Annotated in this window: 19 protein-coding genes and 1 pseudogene; 13 read left to right on the top strand and 7 right to left on the bottom strand. The window is 47.8% G+C overall.

Features of this window, described 5'->3' with window-relative positions; genetic code table 11:
• The first annotated feature begins 306 nt into the window (after window positions 1-306).
• The 7 genes from MTCT_RS03005 to MTCT_RS02975 all read left to right on the top strand — a co-directional run bounded on the left by MTCT_RS03005 (window position 307) and on the right by MTCT_RS02975 (window position 12,048).
• The gene (locus MTCT_RS03005; protein ID WP_010876312.1) at window positions 307-3,207 is read left to right on the top strand and encodes an FmdE family protein; all 2,901 of its coding nucleotides are present in this window, start codon (window positions 307-309) and stop codon (window positions 3,205-3,207) included.
• A gap of 185 nt (window positions 3,208-3,392) precedes the next feature.
• On the top strand, window positions 3,393-8,483 hold the full coding sequence (locus tag MTCT_RS03000) for a cobaltochelatase subunit CobN (RefSeq protein ID WP_115892226.1): 5,091 nt from the start codon (window positions 3,393-3,395) through the stop codon (window positions 8,481-8,483).
• Between the two features lie 209 nt (window positions 8,484-8,692).
• The gene (locus MTCT_RS02995) at window positions 8,693-9,403 is read left to right on the top strand and encodes a DUF2162 domain-containing protein (RefSeq protein WP_052261160.1); all 711 of its coding nucleotides are present in this window, start codon (window positions 8,693-8,695) and stop codon (window positions 9,401-9,403) included.
• A gap of 16 nt (window positions 9,404-9,419) precedes the next feature.
• Window positions 9,420-10,100, top strand: a complete 681-nt coding sequence (locus MTCT_RS02990; RefSeq protein WP_048175437.1) for a MotA/TolQ/ExbB proton channel family protein — start codon at window positions 9,420-9,422, stop codon at window positions 10,098-10,100.
• A complete protein-coding gene (locus tag MTCT_RS02985; RefSeq protein WP_048060878.1) occupies window positions 10,057-10,395 on the top strand; it encodes a DUF2149 domain-containing protein in 339 nt (112 codons plus the stop codon). The genes MTCT_RS02990 and MTCT_RS02985 overlap by 44 nt, the downstream gene beginning before the upstream one ends.
• Before the next feature lie 145 nt (window positions 10,396-10,540).
• Window positions 10,541-11,224, top strand: coding sequence for a HisA/HisF family protein (locus MTCT_RS02980; RefSeq protein ID WP_048175436.1), 684 nt, complete (start codon window positions 10,541-10,543; stop codon window positions 11,222-11,224).
• A complete protein-coding gene (locus MTCT_RS02975; RefSeq protein WP_048175435.1) occupies window positions 11,221-12,048 on the top strand; it encodes a PfkB family carbohydrate kinase in 828 nt (275 codons plus the stop codon). Before MTCT_RS02980 ends, MTCT_RS02975 begins: the two co-directional genes overlap by 4 nt.
• Here the strand turns inward: MTCT_RS02975 and MTCT_RS02970 are convergent, their stop codons facing one another.
• Window positions 12,049-12,243, bottom strand: coding sequence for a hypothetical protein (locus MTCT_RS02970; RefSeq protein ID WP_048175434.1), 195 nt, complete (start codon window positions 12,241-12,243; stop codon window positions 12,049-12,051).
• Between the two features lie 151 nt (window positions 12,244-12,394).
• Between MTCT_RS02970 and pdxS the strand changes: the two genes are divergently transcribed.
• The gene (gene pdxS / locus MTCT_RS02965) at window positions 12,395-13,276 is read left to right on the top strand and encodes a pyridoxal 5'-phosphate synthase lyase subunit PdxS (protein WP_010876304.1); all 882 of its coding nucleotides are present in this window, start codon (window positions 12,395-12,397) and stop codon (window positions 13,274-13,276) included.
• Between the two features lie 25 nt (window positions 13,277-13,301).
• On the opposite strand, the gene MTCT_RS02960 is transcribed toward pdxS, so the two are convergent.
• The 5 genes from MTCT_RS02960 to MTCT_RS02940 all read right to left on the bottom strand — a co-directional run bounded on the left by MTCT_RS02960 (window position 13,302) and on the right by MTCT_RS02940 (window position 17,392).
• The gene (locus MTCT_RS02960) at window positions 13,302-13,826 is read right to left on the bottom strand and encodes a hypothetical protein (protein ID WP_048175433.1); all 525 of its coding nucleotides are present in this window, start codon (window positions 13,824-13,826) and stop codon (window positions 13,302-13,304) included.
• Window positions 13,827-13,966: 140 nt separating this feature from the next.
• Window positions 13,967-14,305 (bottom strand): P-II family nitrogen regulator, encoded by a 339-nt coding sequence (locus MTCT_RS02955; protein ID WP_048060875.1) that lies wholly within the window; start codon window positions 14,303-14,305, stop codon window positions 13,967-13,969.
• 10 nt (window positions 14,306-14,315) lie between these two features.
• Entirely contained in the window at window positions 14,316-15,539 is a 1,224-nt protein-coding gene (locus tag MTCT_RS02950) for an ammonium transporter (protein WP_048060874.1), read from the bottom strand.
• A 220-nt stretch (window positions 15,540-15,759) separates the two neighbouring features.
• Window positions 15,760-16,098, bottom strand: coding sequence for a P-II family nitrogen regulator (locus MTCT_RS02945; RefSeq protein WP_048060873.1), 339 nt, complete (start codon window positions 16,096-16,098; stop codon window positions 15,760-15,762).
• Window positions 16,099-16,168: 70 nt separating this feature from the next.
• Window positions 16,169-17,392, bottom strand: coding sequence for an ammonium transporter (locus MTCT_RS02940; protein ID WP_010876299.1), 1,224 nt, complete (start codon window positions 17,390-17,392; stop codon window positions 16,169-16,171).
• A gap of 119 nt (window positions 17,393-17,511) precedes the next feature.
• Here MTCT_RS02940 and MTCT_RS02935 point away from each other — a divergent pair, with 119 nt between their 5' ends.
• The 5 genes and pseudogenes from MTCT_RS02935 (at window position 17,512) to MTCT_RS02915 (ending at window position 23,215) form a co-directional block, all read left to right on the top strand.
• Window positions 17,512-17,820 carry a hypothetical protein gene (locus tag MTCT_RS02935; protein ID WP_010876298.1) on the top strand — a complete coding sequence of 103 codons (309 nt, stop codon included), beginning with the start codon at window positions 17,512-17,514 and terminating at the stop codon, window positions 17,818-17,820.
• Between the two features lie 216 nt (window positions 17,821-18,036).
• Window positions 18,037-18,609 carry a helix-turn-helix domain-containing protein gene (locus tag MTCT_RS02930; protein ID WP_010876297.1) on the top strand — a complete coding sequence of 191 codons (573 nt, stop codon included), beginning with the start codon at window positions 18,037-18,039 and terminating at the stop codon, window positions 18,607-18,609.
• Window positions 18,610-18,620: 11 nt separating this feature from the next.
• Complete coding sequence (locus MTCT_RS02925; RefSeq protein WP_048175432.1) at window positions 18,621-19,025, top strand: thioesterase family protein; 405 nt, start codon at window positions 18,621-18,623, stop codon at window positions 19,023-19,025.
• A 17-nt stretch (window positions 19,026-19,042) separates the two neighbouring features.
• A pseudogene (locus MTCT_RS02920) lies at window positions 19,043-20,688 on the top strand (AMP-binding protein).
• Window positions 20,689-20,713: 25 nt separating this feature from the next.
• Entirely contained in the window at window positions 20,714-23,215 is a 2,502-nt protein-coding gene (locus MTCT_RS02915) for a DUF5814 domain-containing protein (protein WP_048060872.1), read from the top strand.
• 4 nt (window positions 23,216-23,219) lie between these two features.
• On the opposite strand, the gene MTCT_RS02910 is transcribed toward MTCT_RS02915, so the two are convergent.
• Complete coding sequence (locus MTCT_RS02910) at window positions 23,220-24,506, bottom strand: oligosaccharide repeat unit polymerase family protein (RefSeq protein ID WP_010876293.1); 1,287 nt, start codon at window positions 24,504-24,506, stop codon at window positions 23,220-23,222.

The raw sequence follows: 24,506 nt of genomic DNA, 5'->3' as shown, positions 1-24,506 counted from the left end.
ATACTTATTACCATCAGGGAGAATGACAGCAGATGGTTATTATTAATTTTAAAATAGAAATTGTTAAATAGTAGGGACATTCAAGAGTAACATGTAACACCAGAATGGTGTTTGATATTAAATTTTCCCTCCAGCAATCAGTTCATGGGGTTTCCCCATGAATTCCCTCTTTCTGAAAAAATTGAGTATTACATTTTTTCCAGTTTAAGGCCTTAAAGTATTAACAAAAGCATTATATATCTTATTACTCCAAGGAAGATCCGTACATTATTAACCATTAAAGAACTTAAAAGGAGGTGAAAAGGTATGGGAAGACAGTATTTCATGGTTTTCATGGTTCTTCTCGTTGCTGTGGCACTTACGGGTTCTGTGAGTGCAGCTGATACAAACTGTGAGGTGGGGGTTGACGTCAAATATGAATACGCCGACGATAACTCCCGTATAAACCCTGACATAAACTACATCACTGACAGTAACGGGACAAAGATAAACTTCACAAAGACCTTTGATCCGGCGGCAAACATAACAAAGCTCATATTCAACTACCAGAACATCACGAACACCACAAAATTCAAGATCAAGGTCACAGCACCCGGCTACAGGGATCTTCTACATGAATTCACCATCTCAACCAACCCGCTAAATCCACTGGACACAAAATACTACGCAAAACTTCAGCTCCGAATGAACGCCACAGACGCCTACAAACTGGGAAGGGAAATAACAAAGAAGGCAGACCAGATCCTCAACTTCTCAAGCGGCAACGTGCTTGTTATAACAACGGCAGGAATAGTCAAATACAGAAACGACACATCAGAGGATGTCATTGAGGGCATACTCAACCAGGCTGGTGGAAGGGTGACCTATGGTAAGGGCAACCTTCTTGTCATAAGGAAAAGCCCTGTGGATCCACTGGACACATTTTTCATAATCCAGAGAGGAGCAACGCTCCTTGGAGTCTACTTCAAGAATGCAAGCACATCACCGGTCGTCATTAAAACAGTTAACGGTAAAGCGGTATACACCATCGACCTCACAAAGAACATGACAGAGGCAAACTGGAACCTTCTGGTAAGCAAATATGGGAACCATGCTTTCCCTGTTGCAAGCCTTGCCAATGCCTGGGTCCAGGGAGCTCCATCAGACCTTCTCAGGGCAGCTGCATTCCATGGGCACATGTGCCTGGGTACCATCAGCGGATATGCAATGAGTCTGACACTCCTCAAGTACTATCCACCAGTCATGGACTTTACAAATCCAGGATCACCCGGTGAGATAACAAGCTACGTGACAGTGGGTGTACCGGGCGACTCAGATGATGATTCACTCCTAATGTTCCTCGACACAACACCGGGTAAGGGCGGATCCTACAGTGGATTCAACACAACAGCCACCGGTGCAGACACCAACCTTGTTGGCTTCATAAGATGGAACCCCAACACCCTCAAGGGTGACCTCATAGTGATGAAGTTTGACAAGGAGGCACTCAGGAGGCAGTTCCAGCAGCAGACCGGAAAGAACACAGAGCTTGAATTCAATGCATGGCTCATAGCTAAACTGAAACAGGACCCAACATCACTTATTACAATCGTCAGGGAACTTAAGGACCTCAATGTTACACACTACTACTATCTGCTGGGTACAGAAAACCCTGTGAACGCCACAGATAAGGTAAACAACATCACATACCAGATACCTGCCCAGATTGCCCATGGCCTTGACATGGCATACATAGACAGTCTTGGACTCTCCAATGCAACCCGTGAAAACAACACATTATCATGGGGTAACCTCACATACAACCAGATAAAACAGATAGGAATTGACGCTGCAAACCTCGCAAAACAGTTATTCCTCACAGAGAAGGGTATAAACCTTGAGAAGGATGACAGGGACCTTGTGGTGTTAACATCTGCTGGTTACTCAAGGGTGAATGGACAGGATATGAGCGCAGCCTGGGACGGAGTATTCGATGTCCTGGGATCAAGGCTCAGCAGGGCAACCCTCCTGCCGGTACACAGGCCACTCTGGAAGCCACTATGGTTCACATTTGCCCTCAGAGGCTACGATGGCATGACAATGGATGCAGTCTACATCTACTATGACCCGACAACAGGTCAGCTTGTTGCAAGCAATGCCTCAGACGGTAAATTCGTGAATGACATAGGCCCAAGGACCCTGAACAGCACACAGCTGAGCAACAAGATATCAAAGGTCTTTGCAAAGGATGGATGGTTCAACATACAGAGCATAGCAAATGCATGGAGGAACGACCCACCCTACGATCAGGTGCTGACATTCCTCTTCCATGACCATGCATGTCCAGGTGTATCACCAGGCTACCTGATAACAGAGTACATATTCAACAACTATCCCCTCAAGGAGGATGAGAACTACATCTACCTCGGTAACACCATCTACTGCAAGGACGACGCCATAGTCTACCGACTGGGGGTATCCCCCGGGCAGGGAACCTACTTCAACCTTCGAGTACCCGGAACAGAGAACGACCCTGAAAATGAATACGCCTATGGCGGAAACATTGAGGGTATCCTTGTTATCTGGGACAACAAGAACAAGGTTGGAAGGGCTGTTGTCATTGACTTCAAATGGCCACAATTCGATACCAGTGACTGTGCGACCAATGATGCTAAAAGGGAGAAGCAGATAGCTGGCTTCATAAGCCTCTACAAGGGTGAGATACCAAGTTACATGACAGCTCCACCGGTTGTGACCTACGATGCTGAGAGGCTCATCACAGAGAGTGAACTTCAGATGATCCTCTCCGGTGCAAACGGTCAGAACCCCATTGCATACGTTAAGGGCATACCTGCAAACAGGACCCTTGCTGACCTCATTCCGGTGAACAACGGAGGATCACAGAACGGAAACCAGGGCGGTGTTCCTGGTGGTGTTCCTGGTGGTGTTCCTGGTGGTGTTCCCTCAGGTTCAGCTGATGGTATCAGCGGCGGACATGCAGGTTATTCACCGGGTGTGGATACGGCTGCTTCACCTGCAGAGGTGGGCGCTGCATCTTCAGTGTCAGAGGAGCCTGCATCAACCCCTTCAAAGGCCTATGAGGTTAAGAATGTGACCTCAGGTTCCAGTGGTGGTGACTCCTCATGGTACGTCTACGGTATCGTGGGTGTCCTTGTTGCCGCTGGTCTCGTGGCCTTCGGATTCCTCAGGGGCGGAGCAGGAAAATAAACCCCAATTTTTTCTCTTTTTATTAACATTTGGTATTACGTTTTCTTGATACACATATAAAATGAGTAATAGTTAACGGTTTATTAATACTCTATTTTTCGATTGCCTCAAAATAGTAATAACAATAATTTATATTGTCTTCACAATAAATGGATATTGAAAAATTCAAAGGAGGTGAAAAGATCATGAGAAAACATCTGATTACAGTAACAGCAGTTCTTCTCATGTTAATGTTCTGCCAGAGCGTGGCAGCAGCAGACAACAGCACGGAGGATAATTCAACTACTGTACTGGTTATAGGGTCATCTACAGCCACAAAGAGTTACAATGAAGTTGCATACACTGTAATGAACCTCACAAACAGGGATGCGAAGAGGGTGAATTTCCAGATAAGATCCACCACACAGATAGGTAACATGACAGGCGATGAGATACTGTCACTCATCAACAGTTCCAGTATTATAATTGCTGAATGGGGCACACAGCTCGCCGGTAACGGTTCCTTTGAAGCTGTTATAAGAGCCCATCCATCAATATTAGAAAACAAACTGTTTTTTGCATTTGAAAGCGGACCAACTCTCGTCAAATTGAGCAGAATAAACAATACAGAGGTCTTCACTGGTGTTAACGACAGTGATATTGGAACATACGATAGACCAGGTACTTTAATAGGCGCATGTCACGACGGAGACCTTACATCTCTTATAGCATATAAACAGAAATACCCTGGAAACACAGCACTGCATCAGTGGATAGATTGCGCCCTGTACTATGCAGCAGCGGGCAAAACAAACCTTGAAAATCAGTTCAAACTCGCACTAAAGATGTACTATAACATGCGCGGAATACCATGGAACAGCAGCTGGGAGCCTGCGACTGTTGAACCAGCTTCTCCATTGTCATCAGAATTCCTCTACCGTGATGGTCAGAGGTTTACAAAGGAGGATTACTTCACAAGATATCCTCTGGATCCAGCTAAACCCACAGTGGCTGTCCTGAGCTATGTTGGATCCACAGGGGAGGTCACCTACGCTGATGCGATGCAGCAGATAATCGATGCACTCGTCTCAAGGGGACTCAACGTCATACCAGTTATAGGTACATGGTCAAATTATGTCATCCTCAACCAGACTGGTATGCAGAACATTATCCAGACGCTATGCATGCCAAACCAGACCTACAACATAACTGCCATCAGGGGAATAGGGAACTACACTGACCTCACATCAATCCTTGGTGTTACCAGCGTCTCAAGTGCGAATGTTTATGAGGTTCAGATACTTGATAATGGTAACCTAATAAGGAGTCTCAAGATCAGCACAGTACAGCCGGTGAACGTATATTCAGCCCTAGTAAAGTTTCTCACAGATGCATCAAACGTTGTTCAGTACGAGGCCAACCCTGAAAAATACCCTGTCAAGGCAAACGTTATCATAGATATGCTGACGTTTATAACCGGGTCAACAACATCCGGTGCCAGTGTTACCAAGTTCTTTGATAGATCAAATATCCCTGTTCTGAGGGCAATGATAACCAGTTCTACATACAGAACAATTGGTCAGTGGATTGTCTCAGAGGAGGGATTCAGCTGGATGTCAGTTTACTGGCAGTGTGCACAGCCAGAGATGCAGGGTCAGATAGAACCACTTGCCATAGGTGTGGGTGAGATAGGTTCAGATCCTGAAACAGGTGCACAGTGGGACATAACAGTGACCATTCCAGAGAGGATAGAGAAACTTGTCAGCAGGGCCTTCAACTGGATCAGACTCCAGACCATGGCAAATAGTGACAAAAAGGTGGCAATTGTATACTACAACTACCCGCCGGGTAAGCAGAACATAGGTGCAAGTTACCTTAATGTCCCCGAAAGTATCATTGAGATACTCAAGCGCATGAAGGCAGAGGGCTACAGTGTTGGTGAAATACCGCAGGACGCTGATGCACTGGTTGAGATGATGATCAAAAACGGTATAAATGTTGCCAACTGGGCCCCCGGTGAACTTGAGAAACTTGCAAACAGTTCAAATGCAATACTGTGGCCATACGAGGACTACCTTGCATGGTTCAATACACTTGATCCTGTTGCCCGCAAGGAGATGGTTGAAGGTCCCGTTGGATACATAGAGGAACTCACAAGGGTTGCGGTGCAGTGTATCAATGAAGGAGACTGCAGGGTCAGGGATGAAATGCTCAAGACACTCAACCGCTGGACCCAGGAGATGATCTCAAATGCGAATACACACCCTCAGATCGCAGGAACAGCAATTGATCTTATAAACAAAATGAGCGCTGCCCTGACAGCAGTCATCTGGAACACATCCAACACAACGGCATGGGATCTCTTCTACATCTACAAAAACCAGTTCATGGCCCTCAATGTTTCAGGGATGACTGGCTGGGGTGAACCACCAGGAAACGTCATGGTTGTAACAAGAAATGGAAGGAAGTACGTAGTGATCCCGGGGCTCATGTTTGGAAATGTCTTCATAGGCCCGGAACCACAGAGGGGATGGGAAGCCGACGCTGCAAACCTCTACCACAGCACAATAGTTCCACCACCTCACTGCTACCTTGCATGGTATGCATGGGTAAACACGGTTTTCGGTGCAAATGCGCAGATACACGTTGGAAGACACGCAACCTACGAGTGGACACCAAGGAAACAGTATGCCCTCTCATCCTTTGATTACCCTGATATATGCATAGGAGATACACCATCACTATACATCTACATAATGGATGGTGTTGGAGAGGGTCTGCAAGCCAAGAGAAGAGGACTTGCAGTGATCATAGATCATTTAACACCACCGCTGACAAGAACAAAGCTCTACGGTGACCTTCAGGAACTTGCAGGGCTCGTGTCAAGTTACGAGGCTACACCAACTGGAAACCCCATGAGAGACGAATATGCAAAGCAGATCAGGGAAACCATAATCAAACTTGACCTTGCAAGGGATCTTGGGATTAACGCAACCAACATGACGGACGATGACATAGACAGGGTGCATGACTACCTTCTGAGCATTACCAGTACACTGATGCCCTATGGACTTGACACATTTGGTCTCAACTGGACTGACAGTGAAGTGGCCCTCATGGTATCAGGGATGCTCTCACCAGACAGCGACGTGGACCCATCACTACAGAGACTCATATCTATGATGAATGGATGGAATTTCAGCAACCTCACCTTTGAACAGGCTGAAGCACTTAACAATGCCACTGTAGAGATGATAATGGAACTTTTAAGGGGAACATCGATCGACACACTACTTGAAAACATCACGGATCCATCTCTCAAGGCAACACTCCACTCAAAGCTTGAGCTGGCACTCCAGTATGCATCACTCCTTAAGGACAGTCCTTCCAGTGAAATGGATGCACTTATGGAGGGTCTATCCGGACACTACATAACTCCTGCAAAGGGAGGAGATCCAGTTAAGGCCCCATACGCCCTTCCAACAGGAAGAAACTTCTATGCCCAGGACGACAACACACTACCAACAAAGGTGGCGTGGGATCTTGGTAAGAGGCTCGCAGATATGGCCCTGGCCCAGCTCGATACAATTCCTGAAAAGATGGCTGCGGTGGTCTGGTGCGTTGAGACGGCAAGAGACGACGGTGCAATGGTTTCATTCGTCCTGAGAATGCTGGGTGTGCAGCCAAAGATGGACGATAAGACCTGGCTCGGAGGCGGAAAACTATCCTACATAGTTCCAACAAATTTAACAGAGCTTCTATCAGACCTCAATAATGTGAGAAGCAGCATGGGCCTTTCAAACCTCACATCAAGGCCAAGGATTGATGTCATAGTAACCACCAGTGGCCTCTTCAGGGATCTATTCCCCAACCTTCTGGCCAAAATGGACGTAGCATACAGGGTTGCACTCGGAGCATCATACTCAAAGATCCTTCAAGCTTACCCCGAACTCAAGACACAGCTTGACCTTGCCCTAGATCCACTGCTCACAGGACAGTTCAAACAGGCTAAGACAATGGCAGATCTTCTTAAAATCATAGACAAAAATGATTCACTTAACGTCAATTACATTGCAAAGCACTGGGTAGAGCTGGTACTCGCAGGTTATGACGGTGATACTGCCATAACACGTATATTCGCTCCACCTGTCGGTGACTATGGCGCAGGGGTTAACCATGGTGTTGAAGAGGCATGGACATGGGATAACAGGTCAGAACTTGCCGATGTATACCTCAGAAGGATGAGTCACGCATACTCAAACACGCGCTGGGGAGCATCAATGGAAGGTCTCTTTGAGAATCTCCTGAAGGGTGTAACAGTGGCATACCACAGCAGGAGCACCAACCTTTATGGTGTAATTGACAACGATGACTACTACGACTACTATGGGGGCCTCTCAATGGCAATTGAGAAGGTCAACGGTGGGGTGGCACCTTCACTCAATGTGCTCTACTACGCCAACCCATCAAGGCCTGAAGTTGTCTCACTGCAGGAGTTCATGAGACGTGAAATGAGGACACGCTACTACAACCCTGAATGGATAAAGTCAATGATGAACGAGGGATATAGCGGTGCAAGGACCATCTCAAACAAGTTCGTCGCATACCTCTGGGGATGGCAGGTTACCGCACCACAGCTTGTTGATGACTATGACTGGAATGAGATCACAGACATATACATTAAAGACAAATACAATCTAGGTGTGAACAGATGGCTCTCCACAGGTAACAGGGCATATTCTATGATCAGTATAACAGGGACGCTATTAACAGCAGCACATAAGGGCTTCTGGAAGGCTGATGAGGCCACTCTGAGGCTGGTTGCAAATACATGGGCAAGCACTGTTGCTGAGTACGGTGTGGCATGCTGTGACTGCAGCTGCGGCAACCTTGCAATGATGGAGTGGGCAATGCAGTATGTTAACCCTGATCTACTTGCCAGGGTTAAGTCAAAGATATACGAAGCCACAGGGGCCGCAGCCTTTGCACCATCTGAGAACCCAAACCAGGGTGGAGAATCAGGTTCAACACCCGGAGGGCAGCCTCATGATGGAAGTAGTGGAACCTCAGGAGGATCTGAAGGTGTTTCAGCGGCAAGTCCAGGTACTCAGAGCTCCTCACAGAATGTGGGAGCAGGCTCTGAATCATCACAGGGTGCAGGAAAATCATATGAGGTTACAGCATCTGGTTCCTCCGGTTCATCAGATACTGGAATGCCTGTGTACGCCATATTGGGTGTCATAGCACTGGTTGCCCTGGTTGGAGTGGGCTACTTCATGGGACCTGGAAGGAAATAACCCCTTCCCCAATTATTTTTTCTTTTGAAAAAACTTAAATATCACATTAACTTTAATTTAAATAAAATTTATTTGAATGAATTATTATCTGGATCCGGATCTCAGTAATAAAAAATGTAGTAATAAAAATTGGCGTTTAATTTAGGGAACTGTAATAATTTAATTTATATACTAATTATCACAAAACTTGAAGGTGGAAGGTGTGGATCATGGACATTGCAAATCTACTGTGGCAGGCAGGAATCCTATCGGTTCTCCTGATATTCGGTGTGAAGATTGGACTGGCAATGGGCTTTGCAGGCCTATCAAGGAAGATGGCGGCCCTAATAACCGCAGGTTACGGTCTAGGGATTTATGCCCTTTCAGCACTGGCAAATGCCTACATGAACTCGGTTCAGGGCTTCTTCAACACCTACAGTTCGCTCATAACAATCATAATGGCAGCCATTCTCATATTCGCAGGTGTCCACACTCTCCGTGAGTGGAAAGAACACAGGCGTGACACAGCAAAGACTGCATGTGTGGCTATGGTTGCACCCTGCCCCTGCTGTTTCGGGGCGGTCATCGTCAGCATAATTCTGGTATCACCGATAATAGGAGTATCTGCGGTTACACTTGGCAAGTACTCAGGAATAATCCTTGCAGCATTCATAGGTTTCTTCTATGTATTTGCCAACGGGATCGCAGCCGCCATCAAGAAACCATACCCGGTTCTACTTGGAAACTTCATGCTCTTTGCTGGTCTATACTTCCTGACAGCTGCCATCGTGCTCCCAAACGTGAACAGCGTCATGAGCATGAAGATGACACCCCTCACGGTGCCGGGGATAGACACAATAATATACGTCGTCCTTGGAACCCTCGCACTGATGGGGCTTGGAATATACCTTAACAAGAGAAAAAGCACATTCATAGAATAGAAAGAGGTGATATGATATGGTTGCAGTACCCGGCAGTGAGATACTGAGCGGTGCACTACACGTTGTCTCCCAGAGCCTCCTCATACCGGTTATAGCAGGGCTACTGTTATTCATGGTATACGCTATAGTGACCCTCGGAGGGCTCATATCAGAGTACTCTGGAAGGATAAGGACTGATTTTAAGGAACTTGAATCGGCAATAAAATCAATTTCAAACCCAGGAACCCCTGAAAAGATAATTGAGGTCGTCGATTCGATGGACATACCACAGAGCCAGAAGGCCGTGCTCACTGATATCGCAGGGACAGCTGAACTCGGACCAAAATCAAGGGAGGCCCTCGCAAGGAAGTTGATAGAGAATGAGGAACTCAAGGCTGCCAAGAGCCTTGAGAAGACAGACATTGTAACCAGACTCGGCCCAACCCTTGGACTGATGGGGACACTCATACCCATGGGTCCAGGACTCGCAGCCCTCGGGGCAGGTGACATCAATACACTGGCCCAGGCCATCATCATAGCCTTCGATACAACAGTTGTGGGACTTGCATCAGGGGGTATAGCATACATCATCTCCAAGGTCAGGAGAAGATGGTATGAGGAGTACCTCTCAAATCTTGAGACAATGGCCGAGGCAGTGCTGGAGGTGATGGATAATGCCACTCAGACGCCGGCGAAGGCTCCTCTCGGATCAAAATGAAGAGGACCCCATGGCTGGAAGCGCCAACCTGGTTGACGCCATGCTGGTACTCTCAGTCGGTTTCCTGATATTCCTGGTACTCTCATGGAACATGCAGAACGTTGTATTTGCAGATATGACTCCCCAGGAGAGACAGGAGACCATGGAGGCCATGAAAAAGGCTGTTGAGGTCCAGAAGGGTCAGGAACTCAACGACACTCCACAGACCACTTCGGGTTCAGGTCAGGGATACGTTGAGATGGGAACAGTCTACCGTGACCCCAAGACAGGTAAACTCATAATGGTCCAGGGATAATGGACCGCCTTTCACTTATTTCCACAGCAAGTACTACTCTTTTTATTGTAGACCCCTATTTTTTAGATCCCTACTATTTACATGAAGCTTTAAGTATTCCATACACATAAAATATTCAGAATTGAGCTAGTCAGGAGTTATACCGATGCTTGAGATCATACCTGTTATTGATTTAATGGATGGTATCGCGGTATCCGGCAAATCCGGTGAACGTGAAAATTACAGGCCCCTGGAGTCAGTATATTCACCGTCACCGGATCCAGTTAACATTGCACTATCCCTCAGGGCAGCAGGTGCAAGGTCAATCTACATAGCGGACCTCGATGCCATCGAGGGCACAGGATCAAACCTTGAGGCAGTGAGAAGGGTGAACCATGTCCTCCCAGTGATCCTTGATGCCGGTGTCAGGGATCTCGAAACCTTCCACTTCATGCTTGAATTCGCATCAAGGGTCGTTGTTGCAACGGAGACCCTTGAGAGCACAGAGGAGCTGGAGGAGATCCTCAGGAAATATCCGCCTGAGAGGACCGTTGTCAGCGTGGACGTTAAGGACATGAGGCTCCACTCAAGAAACCTTGAGATAGGACTTGAGGAATTAAGGGACCTCCTGATGGGATATGAAGTAGACATAATCCTGCTGGATATCGGGTCCGTCGGTACCTCCTCTGGTTTCAACAGGGAACTTCTTGAACTCTTCAGACCGCTTATCGAGCGTGTAATACCCGGGGGTGGTCTTCTCCCCGAGGAGATACCTGAACTTGAGGCTATGGGTGTCAGGGCGGCTCTTGTTGGAAGGGCACTCCATGAAGGGATGGTGAGGCCCGGGTGAGCTCAGGGGAAGGTTACCTCCTTATCGGTCCGGTAAGCAGGGACCATATAGTGAGAGGGGACTCCCATGAGGTGAAGGCTGGTGGCGCGGTCTACTACTACTCAAGGCTCCTTTCCCACCTTGGAGTCCGTCACACAGCCCTTGTGACAATATCAGAGGACGACTCCGAACTTCTTGAGGAATTCCCGGATAAAACAAGGATTGTGCCTGTATACCATGACCGTACAGTTGAATTTGAAAATATCTACTCCAACGGGGATACTGCAGGAAGGACTCAGAGGTCAAACTTTGCTGAAAACCCCATAGAGGTGGAGGACCTTGAAGGTCTTGCATCACTGGACTGGACTGCAGTACTCGCAGGACCCCTCCTCCCATCAGACATACCCCTCAGGACCCTGGAATTCCTGGGTGAGAGGCACAGGCTCTACACGGGACTGCAGGGTTACCTCAGGCACCCTCAGGGAAGGAGTGTAATACTGAAACCTGCAGGGCACATATGGAGGGTCATGGAGGCAGGGGATGGCGTATTCCTTGATGTGAATGAACTCGGGACAATCTCAGATAACCCTCTGAGGGCTCTGCGTATGCTGGCTGAGCATACCCCCGAGGCGGTGGTAACATGCGGCAGGAGGGGTTCAGTCATCTGCCATGGCGACTCCAGAACAAGGATAAGGGCTGTGAGGGCTGTGAGAGAACTTGACCCCACGGGCCTGGGGGATACCTACATGGCAGCCTATGTACATGCCAGAAGAATGGTGGGGCCGGAGGCGGCTGGAAGGTTTGCATCCCTAATGGCCACAAGAAAACTTGAGGGTGAAATCTGACTAGATTCCCAGGATGAAGGGCAGGATGATGAATGGTAAGAGTCCGGCTGCAAAGAATATGCCCACACCTGCAAGGACCTGCTCCCGGTTATCGTCCATAACACCATTACATATCAGAATCATGCTCAGGAATCCCATAAGTGCAGGTATTGCATGGGAGTAGATCACAGATCCGGTGAATGTTCCAGCAACCATTTGAATCACTAACACGCTTTTTTCAACTGTGAATTATATGGTGGGGATTCTTAAATACCTTGTGCATACCGGTGCCATGAACTGCTGCAATAGATATTTAACCCTTTATTTTCAAAGATAATAATGATCATTCTGATGGAGGAGATTTATCATGCTGCATGGTACAGAAGTACTCAAGAAGGGATTTGCAAAGATGACCAAGGGCGGCGTTATAATGGACGTTGTCAACGCTGAACAGGCAGCAATTGCAGAGGATTCAGGAGCAGTCGCTGTCATGGCCCTTGAAAAGGTACCCGCTGATATAAGGGCTTCAGGTGGAGTTGCAAGGATGGCTGATCCAAACAAGGTCCAGGAGATAATGGATGCGGTGTCCATACCTGTCATGGCCAAGGTCAGGATAGGACACTTCGTGGAGGCCCAGGTCCTCGAGGCCCTCGGAGTTGACATGATAGATGAGAGTGAGGTCCTGACACCTGCCGATGAGAGGTTCCACATAGACAAGAAGAAATTCACTGTACCCTTTGTCTGCGGCGCAAGGAACCTTGGAGAGGCCCTCAGGAGGATAGATGAGGGGGCCGCCATGATAAGGACCAAGGGGGAACCAGGAACAGGCAACATCGTTGAGGCAGTTAGGCACATGAGGATAATGATGAGTGAGATCAGGGAGATCCAGAACAAGGAGGAAGAGGAGCTCTGGGAGGTTTCAAGAAAGATTGAGGCCCCCCTTGAACTTGTCAGGGAAACAGCGAAACTTGGAAAGCTCCCTGTGGTTAACTTTGCAGCCGGGGGGGTTGCAACACCTGCAGATGCGGCCCTCATGATGCAGCTTGGAGCCGACGGTGTCTTTGTTGGTTCAGGTATATTCAAATCAGACAACCCTGAGGGGTATGCCCGAGCCATAGTTGAGGCCACAGCTCACTATGATGACCCTGAGGTTATAGCAGAGGTTTCAAGGGGACTTGGAACAGCAATGAGGGGGCTGGAAATCAGCGAAATCCCTGAAGAGGGCAGAATGCAGGATAGAGGATGGTAAATCCATCCTTTATTATTTTTAATCTTTAAAGGGCCCTGTAGGTGACAGTTACCCTGTATGTTCCGGGGTCTGTATAGGGCGGCACAGTCAGATAATAATTTACAGGGATTTTTATATTAACTGAGCCTCTGTAGGTCCAGAAAGTGTAGTATCTTGTTGTGAAGCTTCTCTTTGGAACATCTATGGGCCCGTAGGGGCCATCATATTTTATGCTGTATTTGAGGTTTAAGAGTGGTATTCTGTTTGAGCTGTTGTTGATACTTATGAGGTCGCCACTGGCCCTTACAGAGACCCTCAGGATCCCGCCGCTTGTTCTTATAGATACATCTGTTATGGAGTAATATGCTCTCTCAAGACCATCGGGGTCCACGGTGCCAAGGTTGAGGGCTGTGGGTGTTACAGAAATCTGGATACCACTCGCAAGGGGTTCTACTGCAGTTGTATTCAGTGAAGTAGTAGTGTTTGTCGTGTTATTCCCTGTGTCCGCAGATACAACTCCAAGTAAAAAAACAGATGCTATTACTGTAATAAACATAACATGTCCCTTCAAATCCCCACCCCAGATCTGATACTTACTTGGGGTTTCCATGTATTTATATGTAATTAAATAGTTCTTTAATTTAAAACCTGAAAAGAAAAATAGGGTGGGATTAAGTAGTTTTTAAAAAATGAAAGCAATGAATTAAAAAATTAAACAGCTTTTTTTCCACTTTCACCGGTTCTTATTCTCACAACCTCATCTACCCCTGATATGAATATTTTTCCGTCCCCTATGTCTCCGGTCTGGGCGCTTTTAACTATTGTTTCAACCACGGTGTCCACGTCCTCATCATTCACCACTATCTCGATCTTTGTCTTGGGGAGGAGGTCTATCCTGTAGTCCCTCCCACGGTAACTTTCTGTTATACCGAGCTGTCTCCCCCGTCCTCTGACCTCTGTCACAGTCATACCGTGGCACCCTGCAGCTTCAAGGGCGTTTTTAACTTCCTCCAGTTTTTCAGGTCTTATTATGGCCACTATTTCCTTCATGAAAATCACCTCAGATCCTGTAGCCTGTCTCCTCATGCAGGTGGGTGTCAAGGCCCTCCATCTCCTCCTTACCGCTCACCCTCAGACCAACGGTGAAGTCCAGGAGTTTGCCGATGATCAGTGTCACCACGAAGGAGTAGGCAGCCACAACTGCCACGGCTATCACCTGTGCTGTCAGCTGTCCAGGGTTTCCGTATATGAGGCCTGTTCCCAGTTCATTGATGAATGGCGCTGCAAAGAGGCCGGTTGCCACTGAGCCCCATATACCTGACATGCCGTGTATTCCGAAGACGTCCAGGGCATCGTCGTATCCAAGCCTTGGTTTGAGGTATGATACTGCAAGGTATGATATTACGCTCGTGACAAGGCCTATGATGAGGGCTGCAGGTACAGTTACGAAACCTGCTGCAGGTGTTATGGCGACGAGGCCAGCAACTGCACCGGATATTCCGCCGAGTACTGTGGGTTTACCCACCTTGAGGTAGTCCATTATAACCCATGATACCATACCAGCAGCCGCCGCAGTGTTGGTCACCAGGAAGGCTGATGCTGCAAGTCCACCTGCCGTGAGTGCTGAACCGGCGTTGAATCCAAACCAGCCGAACCAGAGCAGTGAAGCACCTATCACTGAGTATCCCAGGTTGTGTGGCAGAAGTCTCGTGTCCTTTCTCTTACCGAGGAGGTAGACGAGTGCGAGTGCTGCAACACCTGAGTTGATGTGAACCACAGTACCGCCTGCGAAGTCCAGGGCACCGAGCTGCGCCAGGAATCCTCCGCCCCATACCCAGTGGGCCACCGGCACGTAGACCAGGCTCACCCAGAGCACAATGAATGCCAGCCAGGCTGAGAACTTCATCCTTTCAACGACGGCACCGGATATGAGTGCAACCGTTATTGCTGCGAATGTTAACTGGAATGCTATGTAGAGGAAGTCTGGTATTGTTGGTGCCAGTGCAGCAGCAGTGTTAACACCGACCCCGTTCATCAGCAGGTTCACTGGACTTCCTATGAACCCCATTATGTCAGCTCCAAAGGCGAACTGATAGCCGTAGAGTACCCATATTATGCTCGTCACTGCGAAGGCTATCAGGGATAGGAACATGGTGTTCAGCACGTTTTCCTTTTTTGTTAAACCCCCGTAGAATAGTGCCACGCCTGGAACCGTCATCAGCATTACCAGGGCTGTTGATACCAGCATCCAGGCAGTGTCACCGGAGTTTAAGACCGCATCCATCAGAGTCATCTCCATATATTGTTCTTAATTATATTTTTTCTCTCCAACAATTTATATCATAGTCGGAAATAGGAAGGTAACTTCCGACAATGAGAGTAAGATGATGCTGATATATAAATCTTTCGGATATAGTTTCAGATAAATGTATGCTGAGTAAAACAAGTTTAGATAATAACCTCAATTACTGAAATATGTTAAATAAAAATAATTGTTTAATTTCCTAGATGGCATCTCTGCCGTGTTCACCTGTCCTTATCCTAACAACATCAATTACATCGGTTACAAAGATTTTTCCATCACCCACATCCCCGGTCCTGGCATTTTCAGATATCGCCTCAACAGTCCTTTCAAGGTCCTCTGAATCAACCACGATCTCAAGCTGAACCTTTGGGAGGAGATCAACACAGTAGTCCATTCCACGGTAGCTCTCCCGGATACCCATCTGCTGACCCCTTCCCTTCACATCTGAAACCGTCATCCCGTGGATTCCCATAAGCTCCAGAGCATCCTTAACATCCTCAAGTTTCTCCCTTCTGATAATTGCTGTGATTTTCCTCATGGTCTTCACCTTAAATATCCTTAACCGGATTTCTTATAAGTACTTCTGTGAACCATGTTTAAATCTGTGTTCATGTCAGTCTGTAACCTGTTTCCTCATGGAGATTTATGTCAAGTCCCTGAATTTCCTCTTCCCTTTCAACACGGAGCCCCTTAAATTTCATCAGCAGCATCGCAAGGATATATGTAACGACGAAGGTGTAGACAGTGACGGTGACAACACCAATCAGCTGACTGACAAGAAGGGATGTGCTTCCAGTTAAAAGACCTCCTGAGGTCAAAGATGGGTTTAGGGCTGGAACTGCAAATAAACCAACTCCAAGGGTTCCTATGATCCCTGAAACACCGTGAATCCCAAATACATCAAGCGCATCATCATATCCAGCAGCTGGCTTCAGCCATGAAACTGCAAGATAACATATAACAGCTGCCACAAGTCCGGTGACAATGGAGGCACCTATATCCACAAAACCTGCTGCAGGTGTTATTGATGCCAGGCCTGCAACTGCTCCAGAAAGAGCGCCAAGAAGTGTTGGTTTTCCGGTTTTAAGTCTATCCATGAGGATCCATCCTATCATACCCGCCGCTGCAGAGGTGTTTGTCACTATCATGGCGTTAGCTGCAAGGGATCCGGCAGAGAGGGCTGAACCGGCGTTGAATCCAAACCAGCCAAACCAGAGAAGACCGGTACCTATAACAGAATATCCAAGGTGATGTGGCATCAGTTTCTGGTCATATCTTGGACCAGTAACAAGGGCAAGGGCAAGGGCGGCTATGCCACTGGTGATGTGCACCACAATTCCCCCTGCGAAATCATGAACACCAAGGTTCTGCAGGAATCCTCCGCCCCATACCCAGTGGGCCACGGGTACATATACGAGTGCAAACCAGAGGGGGATGAACAGTATCCATGACGAGAATTTGATCCTTTCCACCACAGCGCCAGAAATCAGGGCAACTGTTATTGCAGCAAAGGTCATCTGAAAAATTGCAAAGAGTCCTTCGGGGATTGTTGGAGCATATTTTGAAGCAGACCCTAAATTAATAAGGCTGATGCCCACCTGATGGGATCCTATGATCCCTGAAACATCCCCGCCGAATATTAGACCATATCCAAACAGAAACCAGAGCAGACTCACAATGCCAAGGGAAACAAATGATAGAAAGATGGTGTTCAGAACATTCTCACGTTTTGTTAAACCAGAATAGAACATAGCAACCCCTGGCACCGTCATTAGTATCACGAGTGCAGTTGAGATCAACATCCATGCTGTATCACCTGAATTTAGCATCATATCACTCTCCTTTTGGATGTGCCTAACATATCTGCAATCACCAATATAAGGATGCCGGTAACCTACTTCCGAAAATCTACCAACATTATAAATATCATGAGAATAAAAAAAGTAGAGAGGTGTTACCATTGAACTCAACAAAGAAGGGAAGGCTTTTCGCGATCCTCATGATAGCTTTAATTGCCTACGGGTTTTCATCGACCATGTGTATACTTCTAAAGCCATCCTTTGCAGTTGAGCTACCCACTGACATCCTTCCCTCCGAAGAAAAGATACAGACCATGGGAAACCCTGGCTTTGAACCGGTAACCCTCAGGAAGCATGTGCTGAATAACACAACCAATATAACCAACACCAGCGATGTCACTGTCTACATTGACAATAGAACCAACCGGTCCTCCACGCCATTTAACCGTAACCAGGATTGATACGAATCCATTACCCCCTCAGATATTACATGGAATGGTTGCATCTCTGCAGGGATGTGAACATTGACATATTTTCAGATAACCGGAGATCATTTAGGAGATTACTTAACAGTTCGTCATGCATATGCTGATGCTCTGCACATTTTTAAACAGCAATTTTTTTAAACTGAGATTTTAGATAATAGATACAGCTTACCATAATGTTAAGGTGATCACGTGCCGGAAAACACAGTGGGAGAGAGAATAAAACAGCTCAGAGATAACCAGAACATAACAGTAGATGAGCTCGCAGAAAGAAGCGGGGTTAATGCGGAACTCATAAAGAAAATAGAGGAAGGGGACATTATACCATCACTCACACCCCTCATAAAGATCTCAAGAACCCTTGGTGTGAGGCTCGGCACCCTCCTTGATGACAGGGTCCAGGACGAACCGGTCATAGTGAGGAAGGGTAAAACCCAGAGGGTGATACACTTCTCAGGCTATGAGGAGAAGACAGACACCAGCAACCTCAGCTTCCACTCCCTCGGCGCAGGTAAAGGTGACAGGCACATGGAACCCTTCATAATCGACGTGGAACTCCACACCGATGACTTCAAACTATCATCCCATGAGGGTGAGGAGTTCATATACGTCCTTGAGGGTGAAATAGAGGTTATCTATGGACAGGACCGCTACCTTCTATCAGAGGGTGACAGCATCTACTATGACTCCGTGGTACCCCACCACCTCCATGCAGCCGGCGAGGAAAATGCAAGGATACTTGCAGTCGTCTACACACCATTCTAGTTGATGATAGAATGTTCAAAATCACAGTAACACCCCGCTTCGGGGATATAGACGGTCTCAGGCATGTCAACAACACAGTTCTCGCGGTCTGGTTCGAAAAGGGCAGGAACCCGATATTCAGGATGTTCACGCCCGACCTCGACCTCAGCTATGAGAAGTGGAAGCTCATACTCGTGAGGACGGAGTTCGACTTCCTGGCCCAGATGTACTATGGAAGTGACGTTGAGATAAGGAGTTACATAACCCACATCGGAAACTCCTCCTTCACAATAGGGCATGAGGCATGGCAGGATGGGGAACTCAAGGCACGGGGCAAGGCCGTCCTTGTCCACTATGACTTCATAGAGCAGAGAAAGAAGCCTATACCTCCCGAGATAAGGAAGCAGCTTGAGGAGCACCTCGTGGAGGAAGATTAACTTATAAGGGTGGATTTATGGTTTTCACTGAAGATACAATAGGGGAATTCTTCGAGAAACAGGTTGAAAGGTACGCTGATAAGGAATTCATAGTATACCCCGACAGGGACCTGCGTTTCACCTACAGAGAATTCAATGAAAGGGTCAACCTCCTTGCGAAGGGCCTCCTATCTATTGGCATCGGAAGGGGGACCACGTTGGTATCTGGGCAACCAATGTACCTGACTGGCTCACCTTCCTGTTCGCAACTGCAAAGATAGGGGCGGTCCTTGTAACGGTCAACACAGCATATAAGAGTCATGAACTGGAATACGTCATGAAACAGTCCGATATGAAGGCCCTAGCCATAATAGACGGCTTCAGGGATGTTGACTATGTACAGACACTCTATGAACTGGTACCTGAACTCAAGACCCATGAGAGGGGCCACCTCAGGAGTGAAAGGTTCCCTGAACTTCGAAGCGTAATATACATCGGTGCTCAGAAGCACAGGGGTATGTACAACACCAATGAACTGATGCTCCTCGGAAAACACGTCCCTGACACCGAGCTAAGGACGGTGATGTCAACCCTCAAAAACACCGATGTTATCAACATGCAGTACACCTCAGGCACCACAGGATTCCCCAAGGGGGTAATGCTCACCCACAGGAACATACTCAACAACGGTTACTACATAGGGGAAAGACAGAGGTTCACAGAGGAGGACAGGCTATGCCTGCCGGTACCCCTCTTTCACTGCTTCGGCATAGTCCTGGGTGTCCTTGCCCTCCTCACCCACGGGGGCACACTGGTGATGATAGAGCTCTTCGACCCCCTCCTCGTCCTTGCAGCTGTTGAAAAGGAGAGGTGCACCGCACTCTACGGAGTTCCAACAATGTTCATAGCAGAGTTCACCCACCCAATGTTTGACATGTTCGACCTCTCCTCACTGCGCACGGGTATCATGGCAGGGTCACCCTGCCCGATAGAGGCCATGAAGCGTGTCATGAATGACATGAACATGAAGGAGGTCACAATAGCCTACGGCCTCACAGAGGCATCACCTGTCTTCACACAGACCAGTGTGGACGACCCCATCGAGAAGCGCGTCGAGACCGTTGGGACACCCCTCCCCCACATTGAGGTCAAGATAGTCGACCCTGAAACAGGAGAGGAACTCGGACCCGGAGAACCCGGTGAGATATGCTGCCGCGGCTACAACGTCATGAAGGGATACTACAAGATGCCTGAGATGACAGCAGAGGCCATCGATGAGGATGGATGGCTCCACAGCGGTGACCTGGCGGTTATGGATGAGGACGGCTACTACTCCATCGTGGGCAGAATAAAGGACATGATCATAAGGGGAGGTGAGAACATCTACCCCAGGGAGATCGAGGAGTTCCTCCACACAATGCCGGGTGTAAAGGACGTGCAGGTGGTGGGTATACCCGACGAGAAGTACGGGGAGATAGTAGGAGCCTTCATCATAAGGGAGGACGGTGCAGATATCCTGGAGGAGGACGTGAGGGACTATGCCATCCAGAGAATAGCAAGATACAAGGTTCCAAAGCACGTCTTCTTTGTGGACGAGTTCCCCCTCACTGCAAGCGGGAAGGTCCAGAAGTTCAAATTGAGGGAGATGGCGGTTGAGCTCCTCAAGAAGAAGGAGCAGCCCTGATTTTTTAATTTTTTTGAGAGATATAATGATAGTTTTAAACAGAAGGAAAAGGTCCGTTGATTTTATACCGGCAGGAAACCCAAAGAAGATCCTCAACACACGCAGAAAACCTGCTTACTGGGGCAGACTAAAAATCAGGAGCACAGAAGCAGGACCGAGGATATCAAGGTTCACGGTTGAGAAGGGTGAACGTGAAACCCTCAGGAAACCATCAGAGGCCCTTAAGATACTGAAGAAGCAGGCTGTTATTTTAACAGGACGTGACCCGGAAATTGAGGATCTACTCTCATCCTACGGCATCAGCTACAGGTATGCAAGGGTATGCCAGCACTGCCTCCATGAGGGCTATCTGACAGTTGTAAGTTCAAGGTCATCGACGGTGCACGCAGGTCAGATCATATGTTCAAGATGCGTTGATGAGCTCATAAAGAGGGAGCTTAAATTTGCAGGCATGGACGGATCAACATTCAGAAACTTCAGGAGACTTATAAGGCGTGGTGTAAGCCTTGATAAGATACTGGAGATGATGTCCCCCCGCTTTGACCCTCTCGAGAACCATGAACTGACCCGCTATGACACCGTGACATCGGAATCAGAGAGGACCCCCCGCGTCCCTCTTGATAAACTTGCAGTACCGGAAAAATTTAAGAGGATGCTTAAAAGGGAGGGTAACACGGTTCTCAGACCTGTACAGGTCCTTGCAGTGGATGCGGGGCTCCTGGAGGGGGAGGACCTCATGGTTGTATCTGCAACTGCTAGCGGAAAGACCCTCATAGCTGAACTTGCAGGCATACCCAGGGCCCTGGGTGGTGAAAAATTCATATACCTCACGCCACTGGTGGCCCTTGCGAACCAGAAGTACCGGGACTTCAGAAGGAGGTACTCACCCCTAAAACTCAAAACAGCCATAAAGGTCGGTATGAGTCGCATAAGGGCAAGAGATGAACTCAGAATTCCGGAGACAGATGTTAGCAAAGCCGATATAGTGGTCGGAACCTATGAGGGGATGGACTACATCCTGAGGGCAGGGAGGTCTGGCATCCTGGGGGATGTTGGTGTGGTTGTCATTGATGAGATCCACACCCTTGAGGATGAGGAGAGGGGTTCAAGGCTCAAGGGAATGATAAAGCGCATAAGAAGACTCTTTCCTGATGCCCAGATAATCGCACTCTCTGCAACCGTGAAGAACAACCTTGAGGTGGCCTCTGAGTTCGGGCTTAGACTGGTTGAGTATGACAGGAGACCTGTCCCCCTTGAGAGGCACCTCGTATTCTCCAGGGGGGAGGAGGATAAGAAGAACCTCATACTCAGGCTTGCTGAGAGGGAGTTCTCCACAGAATCAGAAAAGGGGTTCCGGGGCCAGACGATAGTCTTCACCAATTCCCGTAGAAAGACGAGGCTCATTGCAGATTATCTGACACGGAGGGGTGTGAGGGCGGCGGCCTACCATGCAGGTTTATCCTACAGGGAAAGGCAGCGCATAGAAAGGGCCTTCGCATCACAGGAACTCGCAGCAATAGTTACAACTGCCGCACTTGCCGCTGGAGTGGATTTCCCGGCATCACAGGTAGTCTTTGAAACGCTTCTCATGGGAAACAGGTGGCTCATGCCCAACGAATTTGCACAGATGCTTGGAAGGGCGGGCAGACCCTCCTACCATGACCGTGGCGTTGTATATGTCCTTGCAGAGGTTGGAATGGAGTTTGATGGCGAGTCAGAGGAGGCCATGGCGCTCAAACTCCTTGAAAGCGGACCTGACCCTGTGGATGTAAATTACACAGAGGAGGATGTCCTTGAGAACATCCTGGCAGATATAACCTCAGGTGCTATAAAATCTGAATCTGAAATCTCTCCAGACCCCTCATGGCCCCTGGACCCTGAAGGAGCCCTTGACATCCTTGAATCCCATGGCATGATAGTCAGGGATGGTGGACTCCGCGCCACCGGTTATGGGGTGGCAGTCTCAAAGTCATTCATAGGTGTGACCGATGCCGAGTACATAAGGGGCCACCTTAAGGGGGCTTCAAGGAGACCCCTGGACATAGCACTGGAGCTCGAACCCTTTGAGGGAGCATATCTATCAGGGAGGCTGCACCGTGCCCTCAGCAGGGCAGCTGGAGCAAGGTTCTCAATGAATCTGATGGCGGATTCAACCCTCGACATACTCTCAGATGGGGATAACCTTGTGAAGCTTGACAGTAAACTTCAGGAGGCTGTTCTCAATTTGCAGATGGATTTCCTATCCTGTGAATGCAGGGACAGACCATTCTGTGGATGCATACAGCGCAGATTATCTGAACATATTATAGCAGAGCGTATCAGTGGCAGGGACCCGGTGGAGATAAGCAGGGGACTTCTGTCCAGATACCAGATTCAGGCCTACCCAGGGGATATCTTCAGCTGGCTTGATACCACCGTCAGGGCCCTTGAATCCATAGGGAGGATCGCCAGCGCATTTAAAAGGAGGAGGTACCTGAAGGAATGTTCAGGGATTGTGCGGGCCATTGAAAAAGGTAGGGGGGCATAGAAAATCATATGTTAAGGTATATGTTGTAGATGTATATAATAAATGCACATAAAATGTAGATAACCACGAGCTGATCAAGGATTCCAGTTTCGATTGAGATGAGACAGTATGCCATCACGATTGAGTAGAGCATGATATAAAACGAATCTCGTGTTTTTTGCATTATCCTGTATCCAATTCCCAGGATAAGACCAAGGATGCTCATACCGAATGCCACTCCGATGGTACCAAACTCCACAAGCATCTGACCGAACAGGGTTGGAGTGATTGTAACACCTGTTCTCCAGAGGACCAGCTTCCCTATCAATGCTCGCGGACCACTACCTGCACCTGGAATCATGCTGAGGGTTAAATCACCATGCATAACACCTGTCATCCCTGCAAGTGCGGATAATCTGTTGAGTATGCTCATTGTAAATGATGCCCTCATTTTTAGAACTGTAAGCGGACCCAGGTTGCTTAATGAGTACTCCTCAACGGATCTGAAGTAACCTATGCCCATAATTATCATTAAGGCTACCGCGAAGGATCCCAGGACCTCCCATATTTCGAATAATCCACTGTAATAACCCATGATAAAGGTTATGAGTATTACAGCAACCAGGGGTGTCCGGTATCCCAGGAGGGCCAGCATAACAAGACAGGTCAGTGAAACAGTAATGGCCCGGAACCTTGCAGTTGATCTGTCTATAACGCTTTTTTGCATCTTATCGGTTATGTAAGCTAACATGAAAGCTGTCCCTGGAATCATAAGATAAACCGGGATAGTTAGCTTCGGATTGAGGAGGTATCTGAGGGAAGGTTTCAGGAGGGGGATGCCACCAACGTCTGTTAGTGTTATGGCCAGAAAGGCAGATCCAATAATGAATAAAGTGAAACCCATTGATCTGATGTCATCAATACTGAATCTCAGGTACCTATCACCCCTTAGAATCACCCCTGGCATAATCACTGAAAAAAGAAGAAAACATGAAAAACCGATCAGTATATTGATCTGTAATGTTTTCTGGACTGGAATGGCAGCAAGGGCCATGAACATTGAGAAGAACACGATAAATGAAGGAGGTGAAAAGATATGGTTTTTCAGTACCCTGCTCCTTTTGAGGGAGCTGAGAAAATTATGTCCAGGATACATACTCTTTATAAAGCTATTTAACCATTTCTCTTCAATACCCATGAAGAGGGCCAGGAGTAAATTGAAGATAAATGCTTCCTTAAACTTCCATTCAAAGCTTTTACACAGTCTTCTTGTTGTATCATAAATCTGGCTCATAATAATCGGTACCTTCAA

It is taken from the genome of Methanothermobacter sp. CaT2, from assembly GCF_000828575.1.
Taxonomy (GTDB): domain Archaea; phylum Methanobacteriota; class Methanobacteria; order Methanobacteriales; family Methanothermobacteraceae; genus Methanothermobacter.
This window is presented reverse-complemented; position numbering and strand designations above follow the sequence as displayed.

What these genes read in the sequence shown, in the direction of transcription:
- MTCT_RS03005 (WP_010876312.1), top strand. Translation starts at nt 307, where the DNA reads ATGGGAAGACAGTATTTCATGGTTTTCATGGTTCTTCTCGTTGCTGTG.
- MTCT_RS03000 (WP_115892226.1), top strand. Translation starts at nt 3,393, where the DNA reads ATGAGAAAACATCTGATTACAGTAACAGCAGTTCTTCTCATGTTAATG.
- MTCT_RS02995 (WP_052261160.1), top strand. Translation starts at nt 8,693, where the DNA reads ATGGACATTGCAAATCTACTGTGGCAGGCAGGAATCCTATCGGTTCTC.
- MTCT_RS02990 (WP_048175437.1), top strand. Translation starts at nt 9,420, where the DNA reads ATGGTTGCAGTACCCGGCAGTGAGATACTGAGCGGTGCACTACACGTT.
- MTCT_RS02985 (WP_048060878.1), top strand. Translation starts at nt 10,057, where the DNA reads ATGCCACTCAGACGCCGGCGAAGGCTCCTCTCGGATCAAAATGAAGAG.
- MTCT_RS02980 (WP_048175436.1), top strand. Translation starts at nt 10,541, where the DNA reads ATGCTTGAGATCATACCTGTTATTGATTTAATGGATGGTATCGCGGTA.
- MTCT_RS02970 (WP_048175434.1), bottom strand. Translation starts at nt 12,243, where the DNA reads ATGGTTGCTGGAACATTCACCGGATCTGTGATCTACTCCCATGCAATA.
- pdxS (WP_010876304.1), top strand. Translation starts at nt 12,395, where the DNA reads ATGCTGCATGGTACAGAAGTACTCAAGAAGGGATTTGCAAAGATGACC.
- MTCT_RS02955 (WP_048060875.1), bottom strand. Translation starts at nt 14,305, where the DNA reads ATGAAGGAAATAGTGGCCATAATAAGACCTGAAAAACTGGAGGAAGTT.
- MTCT_RS02950 (WP_048060874.1), bottom strand. Translation starts at nt 15,539, where the DNA reads ATGGATGCGGTCTTAAACTCCGGTGACACTGCCTGGATGCTGGTATCA.
- MTCT_RS02945 (WP_048060873.1), bottom strand. Translation starts at nt 16,098, where the DNA reads ATGAGGAAAATCACAGCAATTATCAGAAGGGAGAAACTTGAGGATGTT.
- MTCT_RS02940 (WP_010876299.1), bottom strand. Translation starts at nt 17,392, where the DNA reads ATGATGCTAAATTCAGGTGATACAGCATGGATGTTGATCTCAACTGCA.
- MTCT_RS02925 (WP_048175432.1), top strand. Translation starts at nt 18,621, where the DNA reads ATGTTCAAAATCACAGTAACACCCCGCTTCGGGGATATAGACGGTCTC.
- MTCT_RS02915 (WP_048060872.1), top strand. Translation starts at nt 20,714, where the DNA reads ATGATAGTTTTAAACAGAAGGAAAAGGTCCGTTGATTTTATACCGGCA.